Source organism: Streptomyces sp. NPDC045287 (genome assembly GCF_056432325.1).
Genome location: NZ_JBWKJG010000027.1, coordinates 1 through 22,096, shown reverse-complemented (window position 1 = coordinate 22,096; position 22,096 = coordinate 1). Strand labels below are relative to the sequence as shown.

General features: G+C 71.0%; 13 protein-coding genes and 3 CRISPR repeat arrays. Of the genes, 2 read left to right on the top strand and 11 right to left on the bottom strand.

From position 1 onward, the window contains the following. Positions 1-1,200: 1,200 nt before the first annotated feature. A CRISPR array of direct repeats spans positions 1,201-1,777; the repeat unit is 29 nt; unit sequence GTGCTCCCCGCGCCCGCGGGGATGGCCCC. Positions 1,778-2,042: 265 nt separating this feature from the next. After that, positions 2,043-2,865: direct repeats of the CRISPR family, unit length 29 nt. 1,691 nt (positions 2,866-4,556) lie between these two features. Further along, positions 4,557-5,013: direct repeats of the CRISPR family, unit length 29 nt. Positions 5,014-7,480: 2,467 nt separating this feature from the next. The 8 genes from AC07D6_RS30655 to AC07D6_RS30620 all read right to left on the bottom strand — a co-directional run bounded on the left by AC07D6_RS30655 (position 7,481) and on the right by AC07D6_RS30620 (position 16,403). Then, the gene (locus AC07D6_RS30655; RefSeq protein ID WP_479049804.1) at positions 7,481-7,636 is read right to left on the bottom strand and encodes a hypothetical protein; all 156 of its coding nucleotides are present in this window, start codon (positions 7,634-7,636) and stop codon (positions 7,481-7,483) included. 187 nt (positions 7,637-7,823) lie between these two features. Continuing rightward, positions 7,824-8,747 (bottom strand): hypothetical protein, encoded by a 924-nt coding sequence (locus AC07D6_RS30650; protein ID WP_479049802.1) that lies wholly within the window; start codon positions 8,745-8,747, stop codon positions 7,824-7,826. A gap of 152 nt (positions 8,748-8,899) precedes the next feature. Next, a complete protein-coding gene (locus AC07D6_RS30645) occupies positions 8,900-10,675 on the bottom strand; it encodes a hypothetical protein (RefSeq protein ID WP_479049800.1) in 1,776 nt (591 codons plus the stop codon). Positions 10,676-10,787: 112 nt separating this feature from the next. After that, entirely contained in the window at positions 10,788-11,657 is an 870-nt protein-coding gene (locus AC07D6_RS30640; protein WP_479049798.1) for a DciA family protein, read from the bottom strand. Positions 11,658-11,954: 297 nt separating this feature from the next. Then, complete coding sequence (locus AC07D6_RS30635) at positions 11,955-12,359, bottom strand: hypothetical protein (protein WP_479049796.1); 405 nt, start codon at positions 12,357-12,359, stop codon at positions 11,955-11,957. A gap of 33 nt (positions 12,360-12,392) precedes the next feature. Beyond that, positions 12,393-13,073: a hypothetical protein gene (locus AC07D6_RS30630; protein WP_479049794.1), complete on the bottom strand. Its 681-nt coding sequence runs from the start codon at positions 13,071-13,073 to the stop codon at positions 12,393-12,395. A gap of 73 nt (positions 13,074-13,146) precedes the next feature. After that, positions 13,147-13,803: a DciA family protein gene (locus AC07D6_RS30625; RefSeq protein WP_479049792.1), complete on the bottom strand. Its 657-nt coding sequence runs from the start codon at positions 13,801-13,803 to the stop codon at positions 13,147-13,149. Next, entirely contained in the window at positions 13,800-16,403 is a 2,604-nt protein-coding gene (locus tag AC07D6_RS30620) for a hypothetical protein (RefSeq protein ID WP_479049790.1), read from the bottom strand. Before AC07D6_RS30620 ends, AC07D6_RS30625 begins: the two co-directional genes overlap by 4 nt. Positions 16,404-16,465: 62 nt before the next feature. On the opposite strand from AC07D6_RS30620, the gene AC07D6_RS30615 reads away from it, so the two are divergent. Beyond that, positions 16,466-17,008: a hypothetical protein gene (locus AC07D6_RS30615; RefSeq protein WP_479049788.1), complete on the top strand. Its 543-nt coding sequence runs from the start codon at positions 16,466-16,468 to the stop codon at positions 17,006-17,008. Positions 17,009-18,353: 1,345 nt separating this feature from the next. On the opposite strand, the gene AC07D6_RS30610 is transcribed toward AC07D6_RS30615, so the two are convergent. From AC07D6_RS30610 to AC07D6_RS30600, 3 genes are all read right to left on the bottom strand, one after another. Continuing rightward, positions 18,354-18,908 (bottom strand): N-acetyltransferase family protein, encoded by a 555-nt coding sequence (locus AC07D6_RS30610; protein ID WP_479049786.1) that lies wholly within the window; start codon positions 18,906-18,908, stop codon positions 18,354-18,356. After that, positions 18,905-19,675, bottom strand: coding sequence for a GntR family transcriptional regulator (locus AC07D6_RS30605; protein WP_479049784.1), 771 nt, complete (start codon positions 19,673-19,675; stop codon positions 18,905-18,907). The genes AC07D6_RS30610 and AC07D6_RS30605 overlap by 4 nt, the downstream gene beginning before the upstream one ends. Before the next feature lie 163 nt (positions 19,676-19,838). Then, positions 19,839-20,591 (bottom strand): GntR family transcriptional regulator, encoded by a 753-nt coding sequence (locus AC07D6_RS30600; RefSeq protein WP_479049782.1) that lies wholly within the window; start codon positions 20,589-20,591, stop codon positions 19,839-19,841. A 531-nt stretch (positions 20,592-21,122) separates the two neighbouring features. On the opposite strand from AC07D6_RS30600, the gene AC07D6_RS30595 reads away from it, so the two are divergent. Continuing rightward, positions 21,123-21,983: a hypothetical protein gene (locus AC07D6_RS30595; RefSeq protein ID WP_479049780.1), complete on the top strand. Its 861-nt coding sequence runs from the start codon at positions 21,123-21,125 to the stop codon at positions 21,981-21,983. The last annotated feature ends 113 nt before the right edge of the window (positions 21,984-22,096 follow it).

Below are 22,096 nucleotides of genomic sequence, written 5' to 3'. Positions count from 1 at the left end.
CGGCGGACACCGACGTGGACGACACCGCTCCCCGCACCTGCAGGGATAGTCCCAGGGCGACCGCCTCGAACAGCGGGCCGGTCCAGTGCTCCCCGCCCGCGCGGGAACGATCCTTGCCAACGTGCCACCAGGTCCGACGTCGTGCGGCCCCGCCCACGCGGCGGTCAGAGCTACGGCTTCAACAGCCGCACCAGCGCCAACTCTGGGATAAGCACCACTTCTTGGCCGGTAAACAGTGGCATCACCGGTAGCCGGGCCGTCCTGCTGGTCCGCACGGCGGCCACTTCACCTGGCCGCTGCCGAGCCACTCGGCCGCCCGCCGCCGCACCGGCGTCGAGCCCGCTACGAAGCCACCTGTCCGCTGCCGCGCCCTCGCGGCGCCTCGCCACTGCGTGCACTGCTCCGGCTCGCCGCCCTGACTTGGCCCCCGTCCCCCGCCACCACGTTGTCGTGCCAGCCTCCGGCCGGCATGCTGCCCTTCCAGGAAAGTGGCGTTTTAGCACCTATGCCGGTTTCAGTGAAAGTGATGAGAAACCGGAGTGGCGGCGCATAGACTCGCAGGTCAGGAAGTGTGCTCCCCGCGTCCGAGGGGATGGTCCCCGACCTCGCGTTCGTGATCGCGCTGCGGGCGGGTGCTCCCCGCGTCCGAGGGGATGGTCCCGATCTCCCAGAGCGAGCTGCGCGAGCGACTGTATGCTCCCCGCCCGCGCGGGGATGGTCCCAACCGGCTGATAGCCGAGATATCACCCGACATGTGCTCCCCGCCCGCGCGGGGATGGTCCCGCGGACAGGTGCAGGTGCGCCGCGTTGATCCGGTGCTCCCCGCACCCGCGGGGATGGTCCCCCCCTGCCGCGTCCTCGACCACCCGCAGCGCCTCGTGCTCCCCCGCCCGCGCGGGGATGGCCCCTGGAACGCAGCCAGGTTCGGCGCGGTGTCGGACGTGCTCCCTGCACCCGCGGGATGGCGCTGCGAGATCGCCGGCCCCTCTACCTACGGAAGACGCGGTCGGGTCGAGTTCCTTCTCGCCGCTCCCTCGGCGTGCCGCCGGTGCTCGTCCGGGTCGACGCGCTCCCGCTGCCGTGCCACTGCTGCCCACCCGCCCCTCGATCACCCGCTTTGGTCTATATGAGTGCTCTGTCGGTTTCGGTGAAAGTGATGAGAAACCGGGGTAGTGGCGCATAGACTCGCAGGTCAGGAAGTGTGCTCCCCGCGCCCGCGGGGATGGCCCCGCGACCCCGTACGTAGCCGACCACCTGGACCCGTGCTCCCCGCGCCCGCGGGGATGGCCCCCTCGTCAGCGGATTCGGGGCCGCCACCTTTTTGGTGCTCCCCGCGCCCGCGGGGATGGCCCCACCCCGCCGGCCGCCGGCCCAGCATCCACGCCGTGCTCCCCGCGCCCGCGGGGATGGCCCCGGGGGCGGGACGTCTTCATCACGGTGGCGGGGGTGCTCCCCGCGCCCGCGGGGATGGCCCCCCGGAAGTCGGATTCGAGAAGGAGCAGACGATGTGCTCCCCGCGCCCGCGGGGATGGCCCCCCTTCGGCGATGATTCCGCGCATCTGCTGGTCGTGCTCCCCGCGCCCGCGGGGATGGCCCCACACCCGTCTGATTCCCGTGAAGACCCGCTGAGTGCTCCCCGCGCCCGCGGGGATGGTCCCCACGTGCGATCTGGACGACATAACCCTCCCCTGTGCTCCCCGCACCCGCGGGGATGGCCCGCCGTACGGGACCTGCGAGAAGTCCTCACTGTGCTCCCCGCACCCGCGGGATGGTCCCCCCGCGACGAGATCAGCGCGACAGTTTCCGACGGTGCTCCCCGCGCCCGCGGGATGGTGCTGCGAGATCGCCGGTCCCTCTACCTACGGAAGACGCGGTCGGGCCGAGTTCTTTCTCGCCGCGCTCCCGGCGTGCCGCCGGTGCTCGGCTGGGTCGACGCGCTCCCGCCGCCGCACGCCCGTTTTAACATATATGGGCCTTCTGTCGGTTTCGGTGAAAGTGATGAGAAACCGGGGTAGTGGCGCATAGACTTGCAGGTCACGAAGTGTGCTCCCCGCTTGCGCGGGGATGGTCCCCTCGTCAGCGGATTCGGGGCCGCCACCTTTTTGTGCTCCCCGCTCGCGCGGGGATGGTCCCACCTCCGCGCCGTGCTCCACCGCGGTCTTGCAGTGCTCCCCGCTCGCGCGGGGATGGTCCCGTGGGCTGGCGGGCGCACGGTCAAGGTCAAGAGTGCTCCCCGCTCGCGCGGGGATGGTCCCCGCTCCAACCGCCGCTGCGGCAACGCCTGTGAGTGCTCCCCGCTCGCGCGGGGATGGTCCGTGTTGCGGGGGGTTCCGACTCCCAGCCATCCGGTGCTCCCCGCTCGCGCGGGGATGGTCCCTGCTCCGGGGTGCCGGTGGTGCTCAGTCCGAGGTGCTCCCCGCTCGCGCGGGGATGGTCCCTTCGCCCAATGGCGGTCGCCGTAGAGCTGGTAGTGCTCCCCGCTCGCGCGGGGATGGTCCCGGAACACACGTGTGTCCGCAGACCAACGAGCCGTGCTCCCCGCTCGCGCGGGGATGGTCCCGCTGTGGCCTGCGCGAACTCGAAGAGAAGACCGTGCTCCCCGCTCGCGCGGGGATGGTCCACCGGCGGCCGGACCGGCGGATGGCGCCGGGCGGTGCTCCCCGCTCGCGCGGGGATGGTCCCGGACCGGCGCACCCGGGCGGTCCTGGAGGTGCGTGCTCCCCGCCTGCGCGGGGATGGTCCCCTGTCGACGGTGGCCCGGATGGCGCGGGCGGCGTGCTCCCCGCCCGCGCGGGAATGGTCCCCGGCGCCGGTCGGGCGGCCCATGAACGGGGCCGCGCTCCCCGCACCTGCGGGGATGGTCCCGGGGCGCGTACGCGGCGCGTGGGGGACACGTGGTGCTTCCCGCTTGTGCGGGGATGGTCCCGACGTGGCGCCCGCCGGGCCCATTTTCATGGAGTGCTCCCCGCGCCCGCAGGGATGGCCCCTCGGCCGGGTCCAGCTTCTCCAGCTCGGCGCGGTGCTCCTCGCGCCCGCGGGGATGGTTCTCGGGACGAGGCCCGGAAGCTCGCGAACCAGATGTGCTCCCCACCCGCGCGGGGATGGTCCCGCGGGCCGCGCCACGGTGTCCAGTCCATCAGCCGCAGCGCCTCGGCGCCCGTGCTCCCCGCCTGCGCAGGGATGGTCCCTCGTGCAGGACATCGGCGGCCTGGTCGAGGTCGTGCTCCCCGCGTCCGCGGGGATGGTCCCGTCACGCACCACCTGCGGGCGGCGCTGAAGGTGTGCTCCCCGCCCGCGCCCACGAACGCCTCGCGGGCCTGGGCGACGTGCTCCTCGCTCGCGCGGGATGGGCTTCTGTCCGACGTGCCGCCGGGGGCTGACATCTTGTCGGCCAGGGCTACGGTTTCGGCAGCTGCATCAGCGTCGACTCCGAGTGGGATGCGTACAACTCCCTGGTCAGCGCGGGCGAAGCCACCGGCGGCAGCCGGGCGGTCTTGCTGGCCCGCACGGCTGCTTCGCCCGGCCGGTCCCGCGCCGCTCAGCCGCCCGCCGTCGCACCGGCATCGAGCCGCTGCGAAGCCACCTGCCTGCTACCGAGCCGTCGCGGCGCCTCGCCGCCCGCTGCGCGCGCCGCTTCGGCCGGCCACCCTGTCTGGGCCCTGGTGTCCCACCGCCGTACTGTCGTGCCGGGCCACGGCTGCCGTGTCGCCCCCCTTCGGGGAAGTGAGGCATTTAGCCCTTTTGCCGGTTTCGGTGAAAGTGATGAGAAACAAGGTAGGCGGCGCATAGACTCGCAGGTCAGGAAGTGTGCTCCCCGCACCCGCGGGATGATCCCCGGCCCCACCCCTCCGCAGCAGAAGGGACGATGTGCTCCCCGCACCCGCGGGGATGATCCCTACACGGCCTACGTCGCCAAGTACGGCAAGCGGTGCTCCCCGCACCCGCGGGGATGATCCCGCCGCGCAATTCTGAATTCTGCGGGGAGTTTTGTGCTCCCCGCACCCGCGGGGATGATCCCGCGTGATCGGAGCCGACCGGTACCAGTGCTCCCCGCCCGCGCGGGGATGGTCCCAGGATCCCGCGATCGACGTTCCCCTTCGAAGGGTGCTCCCCGCCTGCGCGGGGATGGCCCCCTGACGGGCATCGGTGCCTAACGGTGCCTGGCGTGCTCCCCGCATCCGCGGGGATGGCCCCTCGGGTGATCCCGGGTCCGCCGTCGACCCCTCGTGCTTCCCGCACCCGCAGGGATGGTCCCAGCAACGTGATCAGGCCGCCCCACGCCAGGACGTGCTCCCCGCACCCGCGGGGATGGTCCCGTGACGAGGGGGATGTCCTCGTCGTCAGGGTCGTGCTCCCCGCGCCTGCGGGATGGCGCTGTGAGATCGCCGGTCCCTCTACCTACGGAAGACGCGGTCGGGCCGAGTTCCTTCTCGCCGCGCCCCCGGCGGCCCGCCCGCCCCTCGATCACCCGCTTTGGTCTATATGAGTGCTCTGCCGGTTTCGGTGAAAGTGATGAGAAACCGGGGTAGTGGCGCATAGACTCGCAGGTCACGAAGTGTGCTCCCCGCTCGCGCGGGGATGGACCCGGCTCCCGTGGCCGTACGGCAGCGTTCCCCAGGTGCTCCCCGCTCGCGCGGGGATGGACCCGCCCAGGCGCCCACGCGCCCAGGCGCCCACACGTGCTCCCCGCTCGCGCGGGGATGGACCCATGGCGCCCTTCCAGCTCCTCGGTCGGATCGGGTGCTCCCCGCTCGCGCGGGGATGGACCCTAGCCGTCAGCTCATTCCCTATGGCCATCGCTGTGCTCCCCGCCCGCGCGGGGATGGACCCCCGGCCGGGGTGACCTCCGGCGGGGCGGTGAGGTGCTCCCCGCCCGCGCGGGGATGGTCCCCACGACATGACCGCGCTGGCCCGTACCGTCGGGTGCTCCCCGCCCGCGCGGGGATGGTCCCGTGGCTCCGGCCATGAGCTGGGTGGGCCACTGGTGCTCCCCGCCCGCGCGGGGATGGTCCCGTGACGAGGGGATGTCCTCGCCGTCCGGGTCGCGCTCCCCGCACCCGCGGGATGGCGCTGTGAGATCGCCGGTCCCTCTACCTACAGAAGACGCGGTCGGGCCGAGTTCTTCCTCGCCGCGCTCCCGGCGTGCCGCCGGTGCTCGGTTGGGTCGGCGCGCTCCCGCCGCCGCACGCCCGTCCACCCGTTTTGATGGGTATGGGCGTTCTGTCGGTTTCGGTGAAAGTGATGAGAAACCGGGGTGGCGGCGCATAGACTCGCAGGTCAGAAAGTGTGCTCCCCGCGCCCGCGGGGATGGTCCACCGGCTCCGCAGCCCCGCCTTGTCCGGCGCCTTGTGCTCCCCGCGCCCGCGGGGATGGTCCCAGGGCCGGCTACCGCCCGCGCGGGCCGAGCGGGTGCTCCCCGCGCCCGCGGGGATGGTCCCCGGCTCCCGCGCCATCACAGGGCCGCCCCGCTGTGCTCCCCGCGCCCGCGGGGATGGTCCCCGCCAGCGGGACCGCGAGATCCGGGCCGCGATGTGCTCCCCGCGCCCGCGGGGATGGTCCACGGTCGGGCCGCCCCGCTGATCGCGGCGGCCTCGTGCTCCCCGCGCCCGCGGGGATGGTCCCCGCGATGGACCTAGCGTCGCCGTACATTCAGGCGTGCTCCCCGCGCCCGCGGGGATGGTCCCCTGTATCTCGACGTTGGGGAGGGCCCGGAGATGTGCTCCCCGCGCCCGCGGGGATGGTCCCCCGGCCCACCTCCGCGCCGTGAGCCACCGCGAGTGCTCCCCGCGCCCGCGGGGATGGTCCCAGCGCCCGCGCGGGGCGGGCGCACGAAAGGAGGTGCTCCCCGCCCGCGCGGGGATGGTCCGCCCGCCAAGATGAGCGAGGAGGACGCCCGGGCGTGCTCCCCTCACCCGCGGGGATGGCCCCCCAGCGGACTCCCAGCGGAGTGCTCCCTGCGTCCGCGGGGATGATCCCCCGCGCTCTTTCCTCGGACCGCGCTCGATGTTGTGCTCCCCGCGTCCGCGGGGATGATCCCGACCAGCGCTGAACGCGGTTCTCGATGGTCTTGTGCTCCCCGCACCCGCGGGGATGGCCCCGGCAAAGGCGCCGAGCCCCAGCAGGACCAGCAGTGCTCCCCGCACCCGCGGGGATGGTCCTCCCCGTGAGGGTGACCGCGTCGCCGTGTACTGGGTGCTCCCCGCACCTGCGGGGATGGGCCCTTCCCAGAGTGACCTTCGCCGTGGCCGCAGACGTGCTCCCTGCCCGCGCGGGGGTGGTCCCACCGCGGCCGGGCACCGCGACGACGGCAGCACGTGCTCCCCGCGTCCGCGGGGATGGTCCCTCGTCCACAACGGTCACGTCGAGGTCGTCGGTGTGCTCCCCGCGCCTGCGGGGATGGCCCCCCCCCGCCAAGGCCCCCGCCGAGGTCGAGGAGGCGCTCCCCGCACCCGCGGGGATGGTCCCCACCTGATGAGCACCGACATCACCCGGTACCAGCGCTCCCCGCACCCGCGGGGATGGTCCCAAGGGAGACGGGCTCCCGGCGGACTACGTGCAGCGCTCCCCGCACCCGCGGGGATGGTCCCTTGTGGATCAGGGGCTCGCGGGATCCGCAGCCGCGCTCCCCGCACGCGCGGGGATGGTCCCGCTTCCTTGCCGTCCTTCACCAGGCCCTGGTTGTGCTCCCCGTGTCCGCGGGGGTAGCGCTGCGGGACCGCCGGTCTCTACCTCCAGAAGAGGTGGCCGGCCGGGTTCCTTCTCGCCGCTCCCTCGGCGTGCCGCCGGTGCTCGTCCGGGTCGACGCGCTCCCGCTGCCGTGCCACTGCTGCCCACCCGCCCCTCGATCACCCATTTTGGTCTATATGAGCGCTCTGCCGGTTTCGGTGAAAGTGATGAGAAACCGGGTCGGCGGCGCATAGACTCGCAGGTCAGGAAGTGTGCTCCCCGCGCCCGCGGGGATGGTCCCACGGCCCCGCAGGGGCGAGCAGAGGCGATCGGGTGCTCCCCGCGCCCGCGGGGATGGTCCCCCCGGCGTGGACATAGCGCCACCGGCCAGGGTGTGCTCCCCGCTCGCGCGGGGATGGTCCCTACATTGAGGGCATCATGTCGGTGTTCCACATGTGCTCCCCGTGTCCGCGGGGATGGTCCCCCTGGGTCACCCGGCCTGCCACTGCTCGTCGCGGCCCGTGCCCTGCCTCCGGGCTGTGGTGTTCACGCGGTGCGCTCCAGTCGTACTGCACCCGCCGCGTCGTGCTGCACTACGGCCTGGTCCTGCGGGCGGCTCGTTGGGCGCGGGCGCGGCGCAGGGCGGCGGCTTCGGTAGCCGCGGCCTGACGGCGGCGCCGGGCAGCCTGCCCTTGCCCAGTGCCTCCTGTGCGCGCTGGCCCGTCGGGCCGGAAGCCGCTTGGGGCCCCAGGTGCCGCCGCCTCGTCCAGTCCCGCCGAGCCCGCCTTCGTGCCGGGGTGGTCCGGCCCCGGGGTCAGGGTGTGAGGTCGAGGACGCGGATCGGCTGGCCGGTCCACCGGTCGGGGGCGGTGGCCTCAGAACCGTCCTCGCCGTTCAGGAGGATGCCCAGGGCCAGGAGTAGGCCCGCGCTCTTCGGCCTCGGCCGCGATCCGCCGGACGACGACGTCATGGCGATCGAGCCAAGGGATGTCCCGCCGGTCCTGGCGGCGGGCGTCCTCGGCGGTGCGGCGGCGGTGCCGGATCTCATCGATGATCGTGTCTACGGCGCCGCAGGGAGCGGTGAAGCCGCCGGTCGAAGTACTCATGCCCAGCTCAACGGGCCTGCGGGGCGTACAGAAACCGGTGGTCCGACTGGCTCAGCGGGTGTGCTGTTCACAGCGGGAGAAGACCGGCGGATCCTCGAACATCTCGCGCTGGTTCTCGTAGACCTCCTGCCACAGCTCCGGGGTGTACGAGTGGACGATGACCGGCTCCGCCGCCGCCATCCCGCCCTCCGCCGGCATGATGTACGGGAAGCGGTACCGGGCCGCCGCCGTCCTCGGGTCCGTCCCCGGGGCGAACGCCAGCGCCGGGTTCACCCACAGCCTGGCCACCCCGTCCACGTCCCCGTCCAGAGCGAGGAACTCCCGCTCGACGAGCCACGCCACCCCGGCCCGCAGCTCCTCCACGGACATGTTCAGCTCCTCGGCCTGGACAGCGAAGTCGAACCGCACCGGCGCATCACCCGTGAGCAGACTCACGATCTTCATCACCAGCAGTTGTGGGTCGGAAGCCTTGTACTGCTTGCCGCGCTCGCGCCGATGCAGAAAACCGGCCGCCAACATGGCGGGACCGGTGTTGATCCCGTAGTCGCATCCGCAAGAGCCCATGAGCGTCGTCCGTCCGTCGTGATGGTCTTGTCCCGCTTCAACCAGCAGGCCGGTCAAGGATGCCCTGGAATCCCGGGCCGAGACCACGCCGCCGGGGCCGACGCCCGGTGCGTGGTGCGGGCACCGTCGTCGCGGTTGTGGACGGGTCCGTCTCCGGCTCGGTGTCGACCGGCAGGCCCAGGCGCGACGGGCCGTGGCCGTCGCGGCCGTTACTACGGCCAGGGCTTCGCAGGCTTCCGGGTCGATCTGGGCGAGCGCGGCGGCCAGGATGTCGATCGCGGCCAGGACGTCGTCGGCGGCCACCGCGCTCCAGCCGCACCCGTGCGCGGCGTCCGCGAGTTCGCACGCCGCCTCCGCCGCCCGGTCCGCGCGCTCCTTGATACCGGGCCCTGCCCGGTCCACCAACCCCATACCGACCACAACACCACGCGCGGCCGCAGGGACACTCACGGCCGGACGATGCCCGCCAGCGATGTCCACGTGGCTGGACCCGGTATCGAGTAGGGCCCCACAGGTTCAAGGCCGACGCCCCGAGGGGGCGCCGGCCTGGGCGTATTGCAGGGTCACTCGTCCGTCGAGGCTTCCGGCATCGTCTGGAGGATGGTCTCCACTAGGTGCTGGCGCACAACGGCTCCGATAGATCGCATCGTCTCCGGGCCACTGTCGGTGACCGGGTGCTGGAGAAGATCGGTAGCTGCAATTACTGCGAGGGCGGTCTGGTGCGGGTCGAGAACGATGGTCAGACGCTTGTGCAGCAGTTTGAGGTGTGCGACCGCCCGCCTGGCGACCCGCTGTTCAACGTCGTACTCCATCCCGGCAGCGGTCTGCTCCAGGTCATCGAGGCATCGAAAGACGGTCTCCGGGTCCCAGCTGCCAGGGTAGGTGTGGAGCCATCGGATGATGAACGCCAGATCGTCTTCATCCTCCGGGGCGTCTACTTCAGGCTGGGCTCCGGTCTCAGCAACTGAAGGAGCTGGCTCGGGGGCCGGCTGGGGAAGCCCCTGCTCGATGTCGCAGAAGGACGTCTCCAGTGGCTGAAGGTTGAGCACGGTGTAGAAGAGGGTTCGGGTCATGGCGCTCAGCCCGCAGCCCGTTACCTCGCCGAAAGCCTTGATCGGCCATGTGGGTTCGGTGGCAGCGCGCAGTGAGTGAGTCTCGAACTGGTTGACCGCGTGTGTACTGATGTTGGTGCGCGGGGCGCGGGGGTTCTTCTGCGCGGATTCCGCGGCAGCCCGGGTGGAGCGCCAGACCAGGTTGTAGATCTCTCCTAGCGGCCGGTGCCGTGCGACCTTGTAGGCGGCTTCACGCAGTCTTTCGATGTGGTTTTCCGTCACGGCCGGAAGGTTGAGGTCTTCCAGTCGGTAGGTGAAGTAGCGCAGGGCTTCTTCGGCGATGAGTTCCTGGGCCAGGGTGAGGATGTCGTCGTGCTGGCCTGCGGTGAGGTGCTCCAGTGCCAGACGTTCGCCCAGCACGGTGTCCAGGCGCTGGGCTCCGGTTCCCGCGCTCGTGGCAAAAGGTGCGTAGAAGCAGCTGTCCAGCGGGAAGAACTGCGACGTCAGCCGGGGAGCCACGTGTACGGACTCGGGATCACCATCCGCCGCGGCGAGGGCGGCCTGGAACGAGGCCGGTTCCCACTCCATAGCGGTGACCGGGGTGGTGGGGTGGATCCTGATCAGACCGGCCCGGACCAGTGCCCCCAAGAGCTGGACGGTTTCGCGCTGTGCGGGGTGGAAAGGATCGAGCCAGGACCCGATCGCGGAGATCGGCGTGGTCGACGGCGCGTAGCGCAGCAACGCCAAGGCTGCCACCATCTCACGCACCGAGGCCGTGGGCACCGTCTCGGAGAACGCCAGCCGGTAGCGGTCTTCCATAACTTCGCGTTGTGCGTTTCGCCAGGCAGCAAGAGCCGTGTCGAGCGCCTGTTGCTCTGCAGCGCGGGCACGAGCCGCTTCACGCTTGGCCTTGCGCGTCGGATCGTTGAGCATCTGCAGGGCGGCCATCAGGGATTCCGTGCACGCCACGCACACAGGTGTCTCGCCCTTGGCTAGATCGGCCAGCGCGGTGCGGGAGGTCAGGCTGAGCTGGCCGTGACACTCAGGGCACGCGTGATCGACGACGGCGCGTACACCACCTGCCGCAACTACGTAGAGAGGGCCGCCCCAGCCGAGTGTGTCGATGTCTGCGGTCTTCTCGCACCAGACAGGCGTGCCCAGCTCAGGATGGAAGCCAGCCATGGCCCAGTAGCGTTCGCCGATCGCGATCAGCTCGGGGTCGGCGCCGTCAACCGGAACAACGGTGGGAGTCAGCCCGGCCAGCACCGCGCTCATCTCATCAGTCACAGTTGCACACCTTATGCAACTTGGGCTGCGGCGTTTCCAGAGTGCCCAAGCTCGGCCTGCAGAGGCGAGTACGGCCGTCTCGTCGCCTTCTCAGGAATGTGGTGGTCTGGCGTCACTGTGTATGAGCCCGGAAGACGGTCGCGCCGTGTTCGCGGGCGAGTTCGGCGAGCGGAAGCTTTTCGTCTTCCCGGACTACGAAAGCGACGCAGAGATCGCGTTCTGTGCCCACCAGCCACTCGTTGCGTCGCCGGACGGTCTCCGCATCATCCTGACTGACTGCGCCCGGATACATGAAGGTGTCGACGCGTGGTGGGGTTGAGAGGTCAGTCGCCCGAACGGACGTTGCCCATTCCTCGATCATCTGATCGGCAGGTGTTTCATCGGCGTGCAGAAGACACAGCTGGTGTTCGGGGCCAGCCGTCTGTGTCACGTCGTGCCATACGTCCATGAGGACGTTCTCCAGGAACTGCCGGTCGGAAAATTCGGAGGAGGTGGCGACCAGCACCCACACGGGGCGAAGGCTGCTTTCGCGCAGCCGGACGATGGAGGTCTCGGGTAGGACGGCGCGCAGGCGGGCGAGGACAACGGGAGCGCGCTGGGCCAGCAGGTCGCGTGCCTGAACGGTGTCCGCCTCGGTGAGGAGTTCCCGGCCCCAGTCGGCCAGGCTGCGTGGGCGGATATATTCGGCAAGGTCCGCGCCGACCAGGTATGCCCACCGTTGGGACAGTTCCTCGGGAGGGGAAGGCTTCAGCACGACGAGCCCCGACACCTCCGGTACGCCGGGTGGACGCTGGGCGTTGAGGCGGCTGACGATATGCGGCGCGAGAAGACGCAGGTTGACGGACCAGGGCATGTCGGAGCACAGCACGCCGAGCCTGCCGTCAGAAGAGACACCCATCGGTTGGGCGTGGCGGGCCACATCGGCACCCGCGGCAGCGCGCCACCAGTCGTCGGCCTGGCCGAACCAGTCCGGGCGTTCCATGTCCATCGCCTTGGCCTTTCAGTCCTGGCATGAGGCCGGCGCGTCGTACAGCTCCGGCTGGAGCGCGTCGTTCAAGAGGGGCTCTCGGCCATGCCCAGCGACGGCCGCCTCCACCCGGCAGCGCCGCCGTCAGGCCAGCGGGCATCGTACGGTTGTTCCGGAACGAGCTCAGTGCTTCGAGGCCCTCCGTCTTCGCAGCGGCACGACGGTGCACGCCGCGGTCCGTGGTGCAGCCGGCTGCGCGGTGGCGGCCGCGCAGCGCGCCACATGGGCCTGGCGAACGGTGGGGAAAGAGGTCTACGAGGGCGATTCTGCCGCACCGTTGAGTGCCGTGCGGGTTGTCTCAGGCGCTGTGCCGTCCTCGCTCAAGGTGTGGGTGGCGCGGCGCATGGAGGCCGGGTAGCACTTGGGGCAGCGGGCCATGCGTGGTCTGTTCTCGCCGGGGAGGGTGACAGTGATCCACCTGAGGGAGAGGTCGGGTCCGTCGCAGGTTCCGCACCATTCCGGCAGCGGTTCCCGGCGCGCTTCGGGAACCGGCGCGGGCTCCAGGATGACCTTCTGCCGTGCGAAGGCCGCTGAGAGGTACGCGGTGGCGAGGTTCGTGTGGCTGTCGGCTGCCCGGTGGCGGCCGGCGGCAAGGAGAAGCCGTGCCTCCTCGAGGAGGTCTTCGGCCGCGGTCAGGTGGTCGTACGGGGAGGGCACTGGTGTCACCTTCCATGTGGTCGCAGCGTTGCGTCAGGGTCGTCGACGGGGGCGGGGCGGGCGGTGGCGGTCACGGATCTGCGGTGGCGGGGCGGTAGGTGTCCGGCGGATGTCGTTGGCGACGCAGAACAGGCAGCGGGGTCCGTCCGGCGCCGCCGGGTCGATCGGCGCGCCGGGGTGCTGGCGGCAGCGGGAGTCGGAGCGGGGCCGGGACAGCTCGCGGGCGATGATGAACGCCCCGTGGACCAGGTCCGCGGTGAGGGCGAAGTCCTCCTCCGGGGAGCGGTAGTGCAGTTCGAAGACGACGTCGTTGATCCGTCGCATCCGTTCGAGAAGGGCCTCGTGGGTGTAGGGCGGCGGCGGAACCTCGTACCGGCTTCCTGATGCCGGTGCGCCCTGCCGGGCCCGGGGGTCTCCTACGCGCCGGTTGCTGTTGCAGAACAGGCACTGCCCCCAGCCTTCGGGCGGCTCCGGGTCGATCGGGCCGTTGGGATGGATAGAGCAGTTCGTGGAGTTGCGGGACGGGGCCAGGTTCCGGGCGGTGACGAACACGCGGTACAGCGCGTCGGCGAGCGCGTCGTACTCCGTCGGGTCCCCGCCATCGACCATGGCGCGCACGCGATCGTCCGCGCTGGGAAGCCGGGAGCGCAGCTCCCGCAGGAGGGCGGGGAGCTTCGTCGGGACGCGGTAGCTGGAGTGCTGCGGAAGATCCACGGCGGCACCACACCGCACGGAAAGCACATCCGCGGACGAGTCGCGACACGCTCACCCCTTCGAGGCAGCTACGTCACCCCTTCGGTTGATTTGCCTCGTCGTGATGTTGACCTTGCGTGTCCCCCGCTTCCGCGATGGCCGGGTCCACCCGAGGCTGCTGGGCGGTCTGGCGGTGCGCTTCGATCGCGCGGCGGTAGCCGTCCGACGGAGCAGGGCGCGGCGCCGGCGCGGCGGGAACGGCCGGCGGCGAGGCCGAGTCGGCGGCCGCCGTGGCGAGGCCAACCTTCACAGGCGCGGGCGCCAGGATGTGCAGGACGCGGACGTTCGCCTTCGATACCGTCTCGTTGGCCGCCGCGATCAGCTTCGGCGCGCTCCAGCGCAGCTTCGTGCCGACGGCCGGAGCGTCGGGGACGACGTCCAGACGGCCGGTGTTCGCGTCGAACTTCACGGCCCTCACCCGCCCGGCGAGTTCAGGTGCGGCCGCGGCGAGGATGGCCTCCCACTGGGCCAAGACGCTGCCGCCGGCGGCTGGGGCGACCAGGCCGCGCTCGGTCATCATCATGCTGATCGCCGCGCCCAGCCCGAGCGGCTCGCGCCCGTCCCGCCGCAGAGTCGTGCCGGTGCGCCGCTTCGTCTTCGTCGCGCGGCCGGCGCCGTTCTTCTTCGCCGCCTCCCGGGCCGCGATGAGGGCCTGGCGGGCGAGGTCGACGCCGCTCAGCTCGCCGGTCATGCGGTCACCGCCCCGGTGGCGTCGTCGTCCAGCGGGCGCGCGGCGAGGCCGGGCAGCCGCTCCGTCCACGACGCGGGCCTCTCGGCCGGGGCGGCGGACCGCTCGCGCAGCTGCTCCAGCCGCGCCGCCAACAGGTACTCGGCCACGCGCTCTCTCGCCGTGTCGGCGGCCTTCGTCGCGGCGGCGACGGCGTCCGCGCCGGCCGGGTTGTGCTGGAACCACGGGCGGCCCTGCTCCAACCGGTACGCCCGGCGGGCCTCGGCTTCGGCCTCCTGGGTGCGGCTCAGCAGCGCCAGGGCGTCGTCCCGGTACTCGCCGACGGCCTGCTGCGCGGCCTGGAACGCGGTGAACGCGTACGCGTCCGCGGCGGCCTGCGGATCGGCCTCCAGGGCGGCCACGTCGGTGATCTGAAGGAACTCCTGCCACGCGGCGGCGGTGCGGTCCTCGATGGCCGCGCGGGCCCCGGCGACGGCGGCCTCGATGCTGCCCGCCTCGCTCAGGTCGGCGGACCCGGCCGCCGCGAGAAGGCCGGCCTCACCGATCAGGACCTCGGTCTGACGGCGGTGGTCGCACGCCTCGCACAGCCCGGCCGACCGCGCCCGCCCGCAGTCCTCGCACGCCAGCGCCTGGCGGACCGCGTCGACGGCGGCCGCGGCCTGCCGCTCGCGTTCCGCCTGCTCAGCGGCTGCCGCACGGGCCGCATCGCGCCGAGCCCGCTCCGCGCGGGCCTGCTCCTGGCGCCAGGCGAGGTCCTCCGCCTCGATGGCCGCCTGCTCGCGCAGCCGCTCCTCAAGGGCGCGCCGACGCTCGTCGTCGGACAGGCCGGGCAGCTCTCGGTCGATGTCCGCGCCGATTCGGGCCCGGTGGGCGCGGCGGATGTGGATCACGTTGGCGCAGTTCTCGCACCCGGTCCCGGTGTCCAGCCGGATCCCGTCGTCGCAGCGCCGGTCCGTGCACGACGGCCGCTGGGGCAGCCCCCGGCGGATCAGCCACCCGTACGGGCCGGTGACCATCGCCTCGCCGCCGGTCTCCGCCAGGCGGTCGGTCAGCCGGTCGGCCAGCAGCCGCGGCGCACCCTCCGGCGCCACGCCCAGGCCCACCATCTGCGCCAGCTCCGTCTTCGCGGCGGCCTCCACCTGGTCCTGCTGCCACCCCGACAGCCGCTCCCACAGCCAGGAGACCGGCCCCAGCGCTACCCGCAGACGAAGATCAGCCGGGAGGGTCACTCGCCTCTGTCGCTGCGCCTTTTCCCACCCCGCGGCCTTCGCCCGGCCACCGGCACCAGCCCCGGCAGCACGCTGCCCCATCCGCTCATCGACCAAGGACTCCTTCGGCTTTTCCCCGCGCAGCGGGCCGCCCTTGGCCACCGGTGACCCGCTCCCGGCAACGGCGGTGGCGTCGTCGACGGCCTGGTCCTCGCCCGCGCACGCGCGCTCCGGCCGAGGGCCTTCACCCCCACGGCCTTCGCCGGAAAAACGACCAGAGAGCGAGAGAGACCCACCGGGAGTAACCACAGACGCGTGGTCTGCGTGGAGCTCTGCACTATCGGGACGCTCCTGAACCACCGCATCCCCGGCCCCCTCAGTACCGCCGAGCCCAGACGTACCAAGGGCAGCAGCCTCATCGGCCTGACCATGATCTCCGACTGCACCATCGGGACGCACCAAAAATGAGGGCTTGGGCTCCTGAACGGCCTCCAGGCGGGGGCGGCGGCCGTACGCGCGGGCGACCGGCAGCAGCATCACCCGGCCCCGGCCGAGCATCCGCGTCGACGTCTCCCGGTGCTGCCGCGCCACGACACCGGCCTCCGTCAACCTTGCCAGGACCTTCCGAGCCCCGGCCGGCGAGCAGCCCAACAGCCGGGCCAGCGTCGCCGCCCCGCGCCCCTCCCGCGCCTTCACCGACCCGCCGCACAGCTGCAGCCAGCCCGACGCCCGCGTGTTCAGCACCATCAGCAGCAGCCCGAGCCGGTCGGTCGCAGCCCCCTTGCCCCGGCGGCCGGCCAGCAGCCCCGGCGGCGTCGGCTCCTTGCCCTCCGGCGCCCAGCCCGGCCCGAACAACGCCTCGATCAGGCGCAGCAGCGTCGCCAGCTCACCCTTCGTCAGAGCCAGCGGATGCGCGGCCCCGCCGCTCTTACGGGCCCGCCACAGCGGCATGACCAGGCACTCAAGACCGGTCGGGTGACCCTGCGCGTCCCTCACCACCTGCGTGTGCAGCCCCTCGGACGCCCGCAACGGGGCCAGCACACGGCGGTTGACCGTGGACTCCCCCACACCCATCCACCGGCCCAGCTCCGCGACCCAGATCGACGTCTGGTGGTCGTTCTTCTCACCCTTCGGCGCCCGCGACTTCGCATACAGCACCACGGCCGCCAACTTCGCCACGTCCGACTGCCCCGCGATCGACGGGTCCGCCAGCAACGCCTGGACCGCGGCGCGCAGCCGCAGCCGCATCGCACGACCAAGACGCAGCGGATCGTCCAGGCCGCCGTCACCCGGCCGCCCGAAGGTCGGCACCGGCCCCAGCGGCGTCCGCCTCTTGCCGAAGCGAGGTCCGGGGAAGGCTCCGGCAGCGGTCTTCGCCACCGCGGCCGCGTTCATCGGCCCACCTGCGCACACGGCGTGGAGAAGAACCCGCCGCGGAGGCCATCGTTGCCCAGGGCATGGCCTCCAAGAAGAAGGACTCCGCAGCCCGCCGGGCGCAGAAGAACGCCCGCCGCGCCGCCAGGAAGCGAAGCGGTACGCGCGCCGAGCGGATCCCTCGCCCCAGGTACCTGTACGACATGAAGCCGCCCGGCGTCTTTTACGAGGACTGGGAACGCCCGGTCGGCTCCGACAACGAGGTGATGAGCACAATCGCCACAGCATTCGGGCCTGAGTCGGGAGAAGCCCGCACCATGCAGCTCCTCTTGGACTACCGCCGCATCTACGGGCCGTACATCCCGCTCGGCGCCGCAGGCCATCTCGACCTGATCCTCGAGGACACCAGCCTGGTCACTGACCTGGCCGAGTCCATGGGCTCCGCACAGACCGAGACCCGCGACACTCTGCACTCCCTCCACGCGCAGGGACTGCTCCTGATCGCTGACGACGGCTCTCTGTGGCTGACCGTTCCGCCCGGCACCCCCTACTCCGCACCAAACGGCCAGTGGGCCTTCATCGACAAGAAGGTGGACGCGCCGCCGAAGTCCGTCGCCACCGGCTGACGCTCGGGTGCTCACCGAGTACCCCCCGGCGACCGGAAGGTAGGAAGCGTCGCGCGGATCAGCGCTTGGGGTGGGCAGAGCAGTGCAGATGGTCGTGGCCGTGGTGTAACGGCCAAAGCGGACAGACCTGCCGAAGGCGGGGTGGACGAGAGGCGCAGCGGCGCGAGCGGTGATCACCCGGGCACGATGACCCGGCCAGCCTGTGGACAGAGGCCGAGGAGTCGCGAGGACCCCGGTCGCTCCCGCACGGTCAGATCGTGTCCCGCGGGGCGGGGCGCAGCCCCGGAGCATCGAGGCGGCCGGCGCCGCCAGGAGAACAGGGGTTCCCCCCTCGGTAGAGGTGTGCCAGACCGGGGTCGGTGTGACACTCCGATCCCAAGAATCTTCGTGATCAATACCGCGAACAGGGCAAACGGGGGCAGTCGATCCCGTCACGCGGAACGCGACAGGCGGGCGAAAATGGGCAAAAGGGGCGACCTTCAGCTTTTCAGGGACCGCCGGATCGGGCACTATGGGGGACACCAACTTTCATATGCGAGCCGGACCACCCCGCAACGCGGGACGGGCCGACGAGTGGATGGAAGGGACCAAGCCCCCTCCGGGAGGAGCGGGCGACCGGACGAAGAACCAGGGGCGAGCCTTTCTCTCCTTGCGTGATTCGAACGGGTGTTCCGGAACCCCTGGCAGGGCTACGGAACGGTGGCTGCGGAGCCCCCTGGCAGGGGCCCTGCGAAACGGATTGCAGAACCCCCTGGCAGGGGTCCTGCTTGTGTTGCTGGCCCGTGAGGGCCGACTGGTATCAGCTCGATGAGCTGCAGTTCAGAACCGGCTGGCACCGGGATCTGAACACCCGCCTGGAGGGATCTCCAGGCGGTGGACGGGCCGCGCGAGGCCGAGTGGACTGTCGGTCCGCTCTCTTGGCGCGCGCGGCCATGGCGACTACGTCACGCCGACCCCCTCGAAATCAGAGGCGGAGTCGGTGTGCCCGCACACCTGAATGACGAAAGTGATCACGCCTGTCAACGGCGCGGATACGCGGCGGAGTTCCCGTCCGCGGGTACGCTGCATCCCGCGATCACCTCCCATCAGGTGCATCGTGTGGACGGGACTCCCGTCCAAGAGCCCTCCAAGGCCCGGCATGGCCATGGAGGGCTCTTTGCTGTCGCCGGTTACATCTGCGATCACCCTAACCCCCCGTGACGACATGGAAAGTAAGGGGAAACGCGGTACGTCCGAATTGCCGCGTCCGTCAGTAGGGGGGCGCGAAGCGAATTGCCCGTCAGACGAGACGGTCATCGGTCACCCCTTCGTGGAACATCGTCAACTCGGTATCGGATTTGTTGGATCAGCCTGCGAGTTCCGGTGGTCCGGAGGCGGTCAGGAGTGCGTGTGGGTGGCGTACGACCGAGGCCGGCCGCTGGCCCATCCACCCTGACAGGCGATGGGCGGGGGCCTCGGTACGGACGTGCGTGAAGCCTTCGTTCAGGTAGAACCGCTGCAACGCCAGGTTGTCGCGCCAGCAGTCCAGCCGCACCCACGGCTTGCCCTGCGCGCGTGCCTGGCTGCCGACCCAGTCGAGGAGGCGGCCGCCGAGGTTGCTCCCCTTCGCGGACCGAGCGGTGATGAGTTTCGCTACGTAGACGGCACTTTCGGGGTCGTCGCTCGGTCGCCAGAAATCCATGTCGGCCGGAGCAAGCGTCACTGTCCCGAGCATGGCCTGGTCCTCAACGACCCAAGTACGACCGGCCTCGATGTCCGCCAGCCATTTCTTCAAGGCCGGCTCGCGCGTCTGAGGGTTCCGCCACTGGTCAATTCCGGCGGCAGCGAGCCACCCTTCCGCCTCGATGCGTAGCGACATCAGGGCGTCGACATCCGTCGTGGTCGCGGGACGCAGGATCATCGAGCGAGCTCCAATTCGTAGATGATCCGATTTCTGTCGCCGGGGGCGATCGTGACCATCACGCGGACCGGAACATCGTTGGCTCCGTAGCCGATTCGGGCGTGCTGGCATACGGGAGTGCCTGGCAGGTTCTGCAGGCCGAGACGCTCGATCTCGGGACCCGTGGGCATCCTGATGTCGAGTTCGTCGCGGATGCGGTGCTGCGGGTTACCCGTGGCGGCGAGGATGCCGCCCTTCATGGTGACGTCGCGTTCTTCCATGAGCGGAGTACCCTGGGCGATCTCGATGGGGAACCAGCTGTCCGCGAGTTGGCAGGGTTCGCCATCGACGAGACGCAGCCGTCGACGAGCGACGACCCGCGTACCCGGTTCCAGCCCGAGCCAGTGCGCGATGTCCTTCGGCGCTGGCTCGATCGAGACCTGCGGGATGCCCTGCTCGGGCTCCCGACCCTGGGCCCGCACCTGAGCCTTCCAGTCATCCGTGTTGCTCGTTGGATCGTCGCGGCGCTCCCCGCGCTCGTACTCGCCGGGGTTCCACAACAGCGGGTTGTAGATGCGCACATAGGCGCCCGCGCCCTGACGTGCCACGACGTGACCGGACTCCTTGAGCTGCGTGATGGTCCGGTACACGAGGAGCTCGCTGACGCCGAATTCCTCCGCGATCTGCTTCGTGCTGGGCAGCTTGTCGCCCGGCTGCAGCATGCCGGAGGCGATCCGGGCGCGGAAGACGTCCGCGATCGATCTGGCCGTAGCCGGCTTCTTAGTCATGGCGGGAACCATAGCGCAACTTCCAATAGGAAGTAACGGGCGGGGTGCTCGGCCGTTCGGGTCCTAGCCCGTAGGCCCGGGTGGGCAACGCCGTCATCGCCGGCGTTTCCACAGGTCAGTGCCCATAACCGCTTGACCGTTTGGGTGCCAGAAAATCGAGCGATCAGGCGTCACCGTCTTCCTCCGGGTCGGGCCCTCGGAGAGACGTAGTCCACCGAAGGATGGTCGATCCTTCGGCCACCTTCACCGCTACTTCAACGACGCGCCCGTCCGTAAGCGTCACGGTGCGGACGACCTGGGTGACGACCACCTCAGAAGCGGTCAGGCCCAGCACCTCCTTCTCGGCCTCGGTGGCCTGTCGGCTGGTCACCTCTTCAAGGACCTGGTCCTGAGGGACACCCAGCCGCTCGGCCGCCAGCTCTCGCGAAGCGCCGGTGGAGACCGGCTGCTGAAGCTCGGGAGTCACGGCGATTACGTAGGCGGGGTAGTAGCTGCTGCTCAGATGGACGGGTACGCCTGCCCTGCTGACGACTCGGCGCCGGACTTGCACCGGCGTGCCAGGTGCGACATCCAGCCGGGGGGCTACCAGTGCGTCAGCACCTACGGTTCCCACCTCGAGAATCTGTGACGACTCGCCGCCGTCCAAGGCGCTGCCTGTAGCTGCGTGTAGGGCAACCCGGGTTCCGATGTTGTTGCTGGCCGGCGAAGCCACGACCGTCTTCGCGCCCGGGCTGGTGAGAACCAGTCCCTCCATCTTGAGGATCCGGTACGCGCGATTCGCGGTGGTGTGAGCTACTCCGAACTGCTCCTTGAGCTCCGCGTAACTAGGCATTTCATCGCCAGGGCGAAGCGTCCCCTCCTGGATCTGACGCCGGAAGTGATCGGCGATCTCTGCATATCCGGACTTCTTGGGCATGCTGACCTGCCCCCTTTCCTTGACGTGCACTGCCCACTCGGCCATGTGCAGTGGTGTGCCCTCCGAGACTAGTTCACTGCGAGTTTTTCGGGTACTACTCGCGGTCCCCTGGCGCTTCATGGGTGAGTAGTCTACTTTGAGCGTGCCCAGAGTTGCGTCTTGCTCACGCAGGGCTACATGGGGCGGAAAACTTCCTATCGGAAGCTGTTGACGGTGGCGCCCGAGCGGGTCTAACGTCTCCATCAGCTTCCGATAGGAAGTCGCAACAACCGGTGTAACCGCGCCGGTTGATGCTGGGTCATATGACCCTGCACCTGCAGTTTTGCGGCCCGTCTCTTCGGAGTCGGGCAGGTGGCCGGAGGCGGTAGCCAAGACCAAACCCCCCGGCCGGCGGAACTGCTTGCACAGCGCTGATGCGCTGTCTGTCCGCCGGGACGCGGGCCGCTGGCCCGTGAGCCTGGTGGGCGGAGAGAGCATCCGCCCCCGCATACACCTCTCCCCCTCTTCTGCCTCTTCTGCCGAGGAGTCGCCATGCCCGAGCTCGCCATGCCCAAGGCCGTCAAGCGCCGGGGCCGCACCCGTACCTCCCGCGTCAGCCCCCTCGACGCGATCGTCCTCTCGACCCTGTCGCCCGGACACATCGACATGCGGACCGTGGAAACTACGCAGACCCGCCGCATCTCGCTGGTCTGCCCGGCCTGCAGCACCTGGGTGCCCGTGACCCCCCACCGCGGCACCCGCCTGCTCAAGCTCGTCCCGCACCACACCGGCAAGGCCGGCCGGGACGCCGCGATCCGCTGCAGCTCCAGCAACCGCCTCGTCGACGTCGACATCACCCAGGACACCTGGAACCACCAGTACGACGAGTGGGCGCGCGAGGAGCGCCTCGCGGTCGACCTGACCCGTCACCGCCGCGCCACCGTCCAGACCCTCAAGGTCGCCCGGCCCCAGGAGCGCCCCGCCGACCGGCGAGCCCAGTGGGAGCGCGCGATCCCCGCCGCCCGCCGAGCCGACGCCGCCCGAATGGTCCCCGCCGACGCGATCCCCACCACGCGCGGTCGGGCCGTCGACGGCCCCGCCGGCGCCCCGCTGGCCATGACCCGGCAGACCGCCGGGGACCGCCGCTCCGTCCGCGCCCTGGCCACCGGCACCCTCCGCGCCCTGGCCGACGCCGCCCCGGACCGCTCCGCGAGCGACGTCCTCGACGAGCACCTCGCCCGCGCCGCCTACACGCACCTGGCCACCATCTGGCGCCGCCCCCTGACCCCGGCGGACCAGCCCGAGCACACCAAGCTGGTGGCCAAGGTCAGGGCCGCGCTGCCCGCCCCGGCCCCGGGCGAGACCGCCGCCGCGTACACCGCCCGCTGCCGCAGGTCCGCACTCGCCGCCTGATCCGCACACCGCGACGATCACCCACGGCCGTGGGCCCCCCCCCCCCGGGGGGGGGCGGCCGGGGGGGGGGGGGCCGCCCCCCCCCCCCCCCCCCCCCCCCCCCCCCGCCCCCC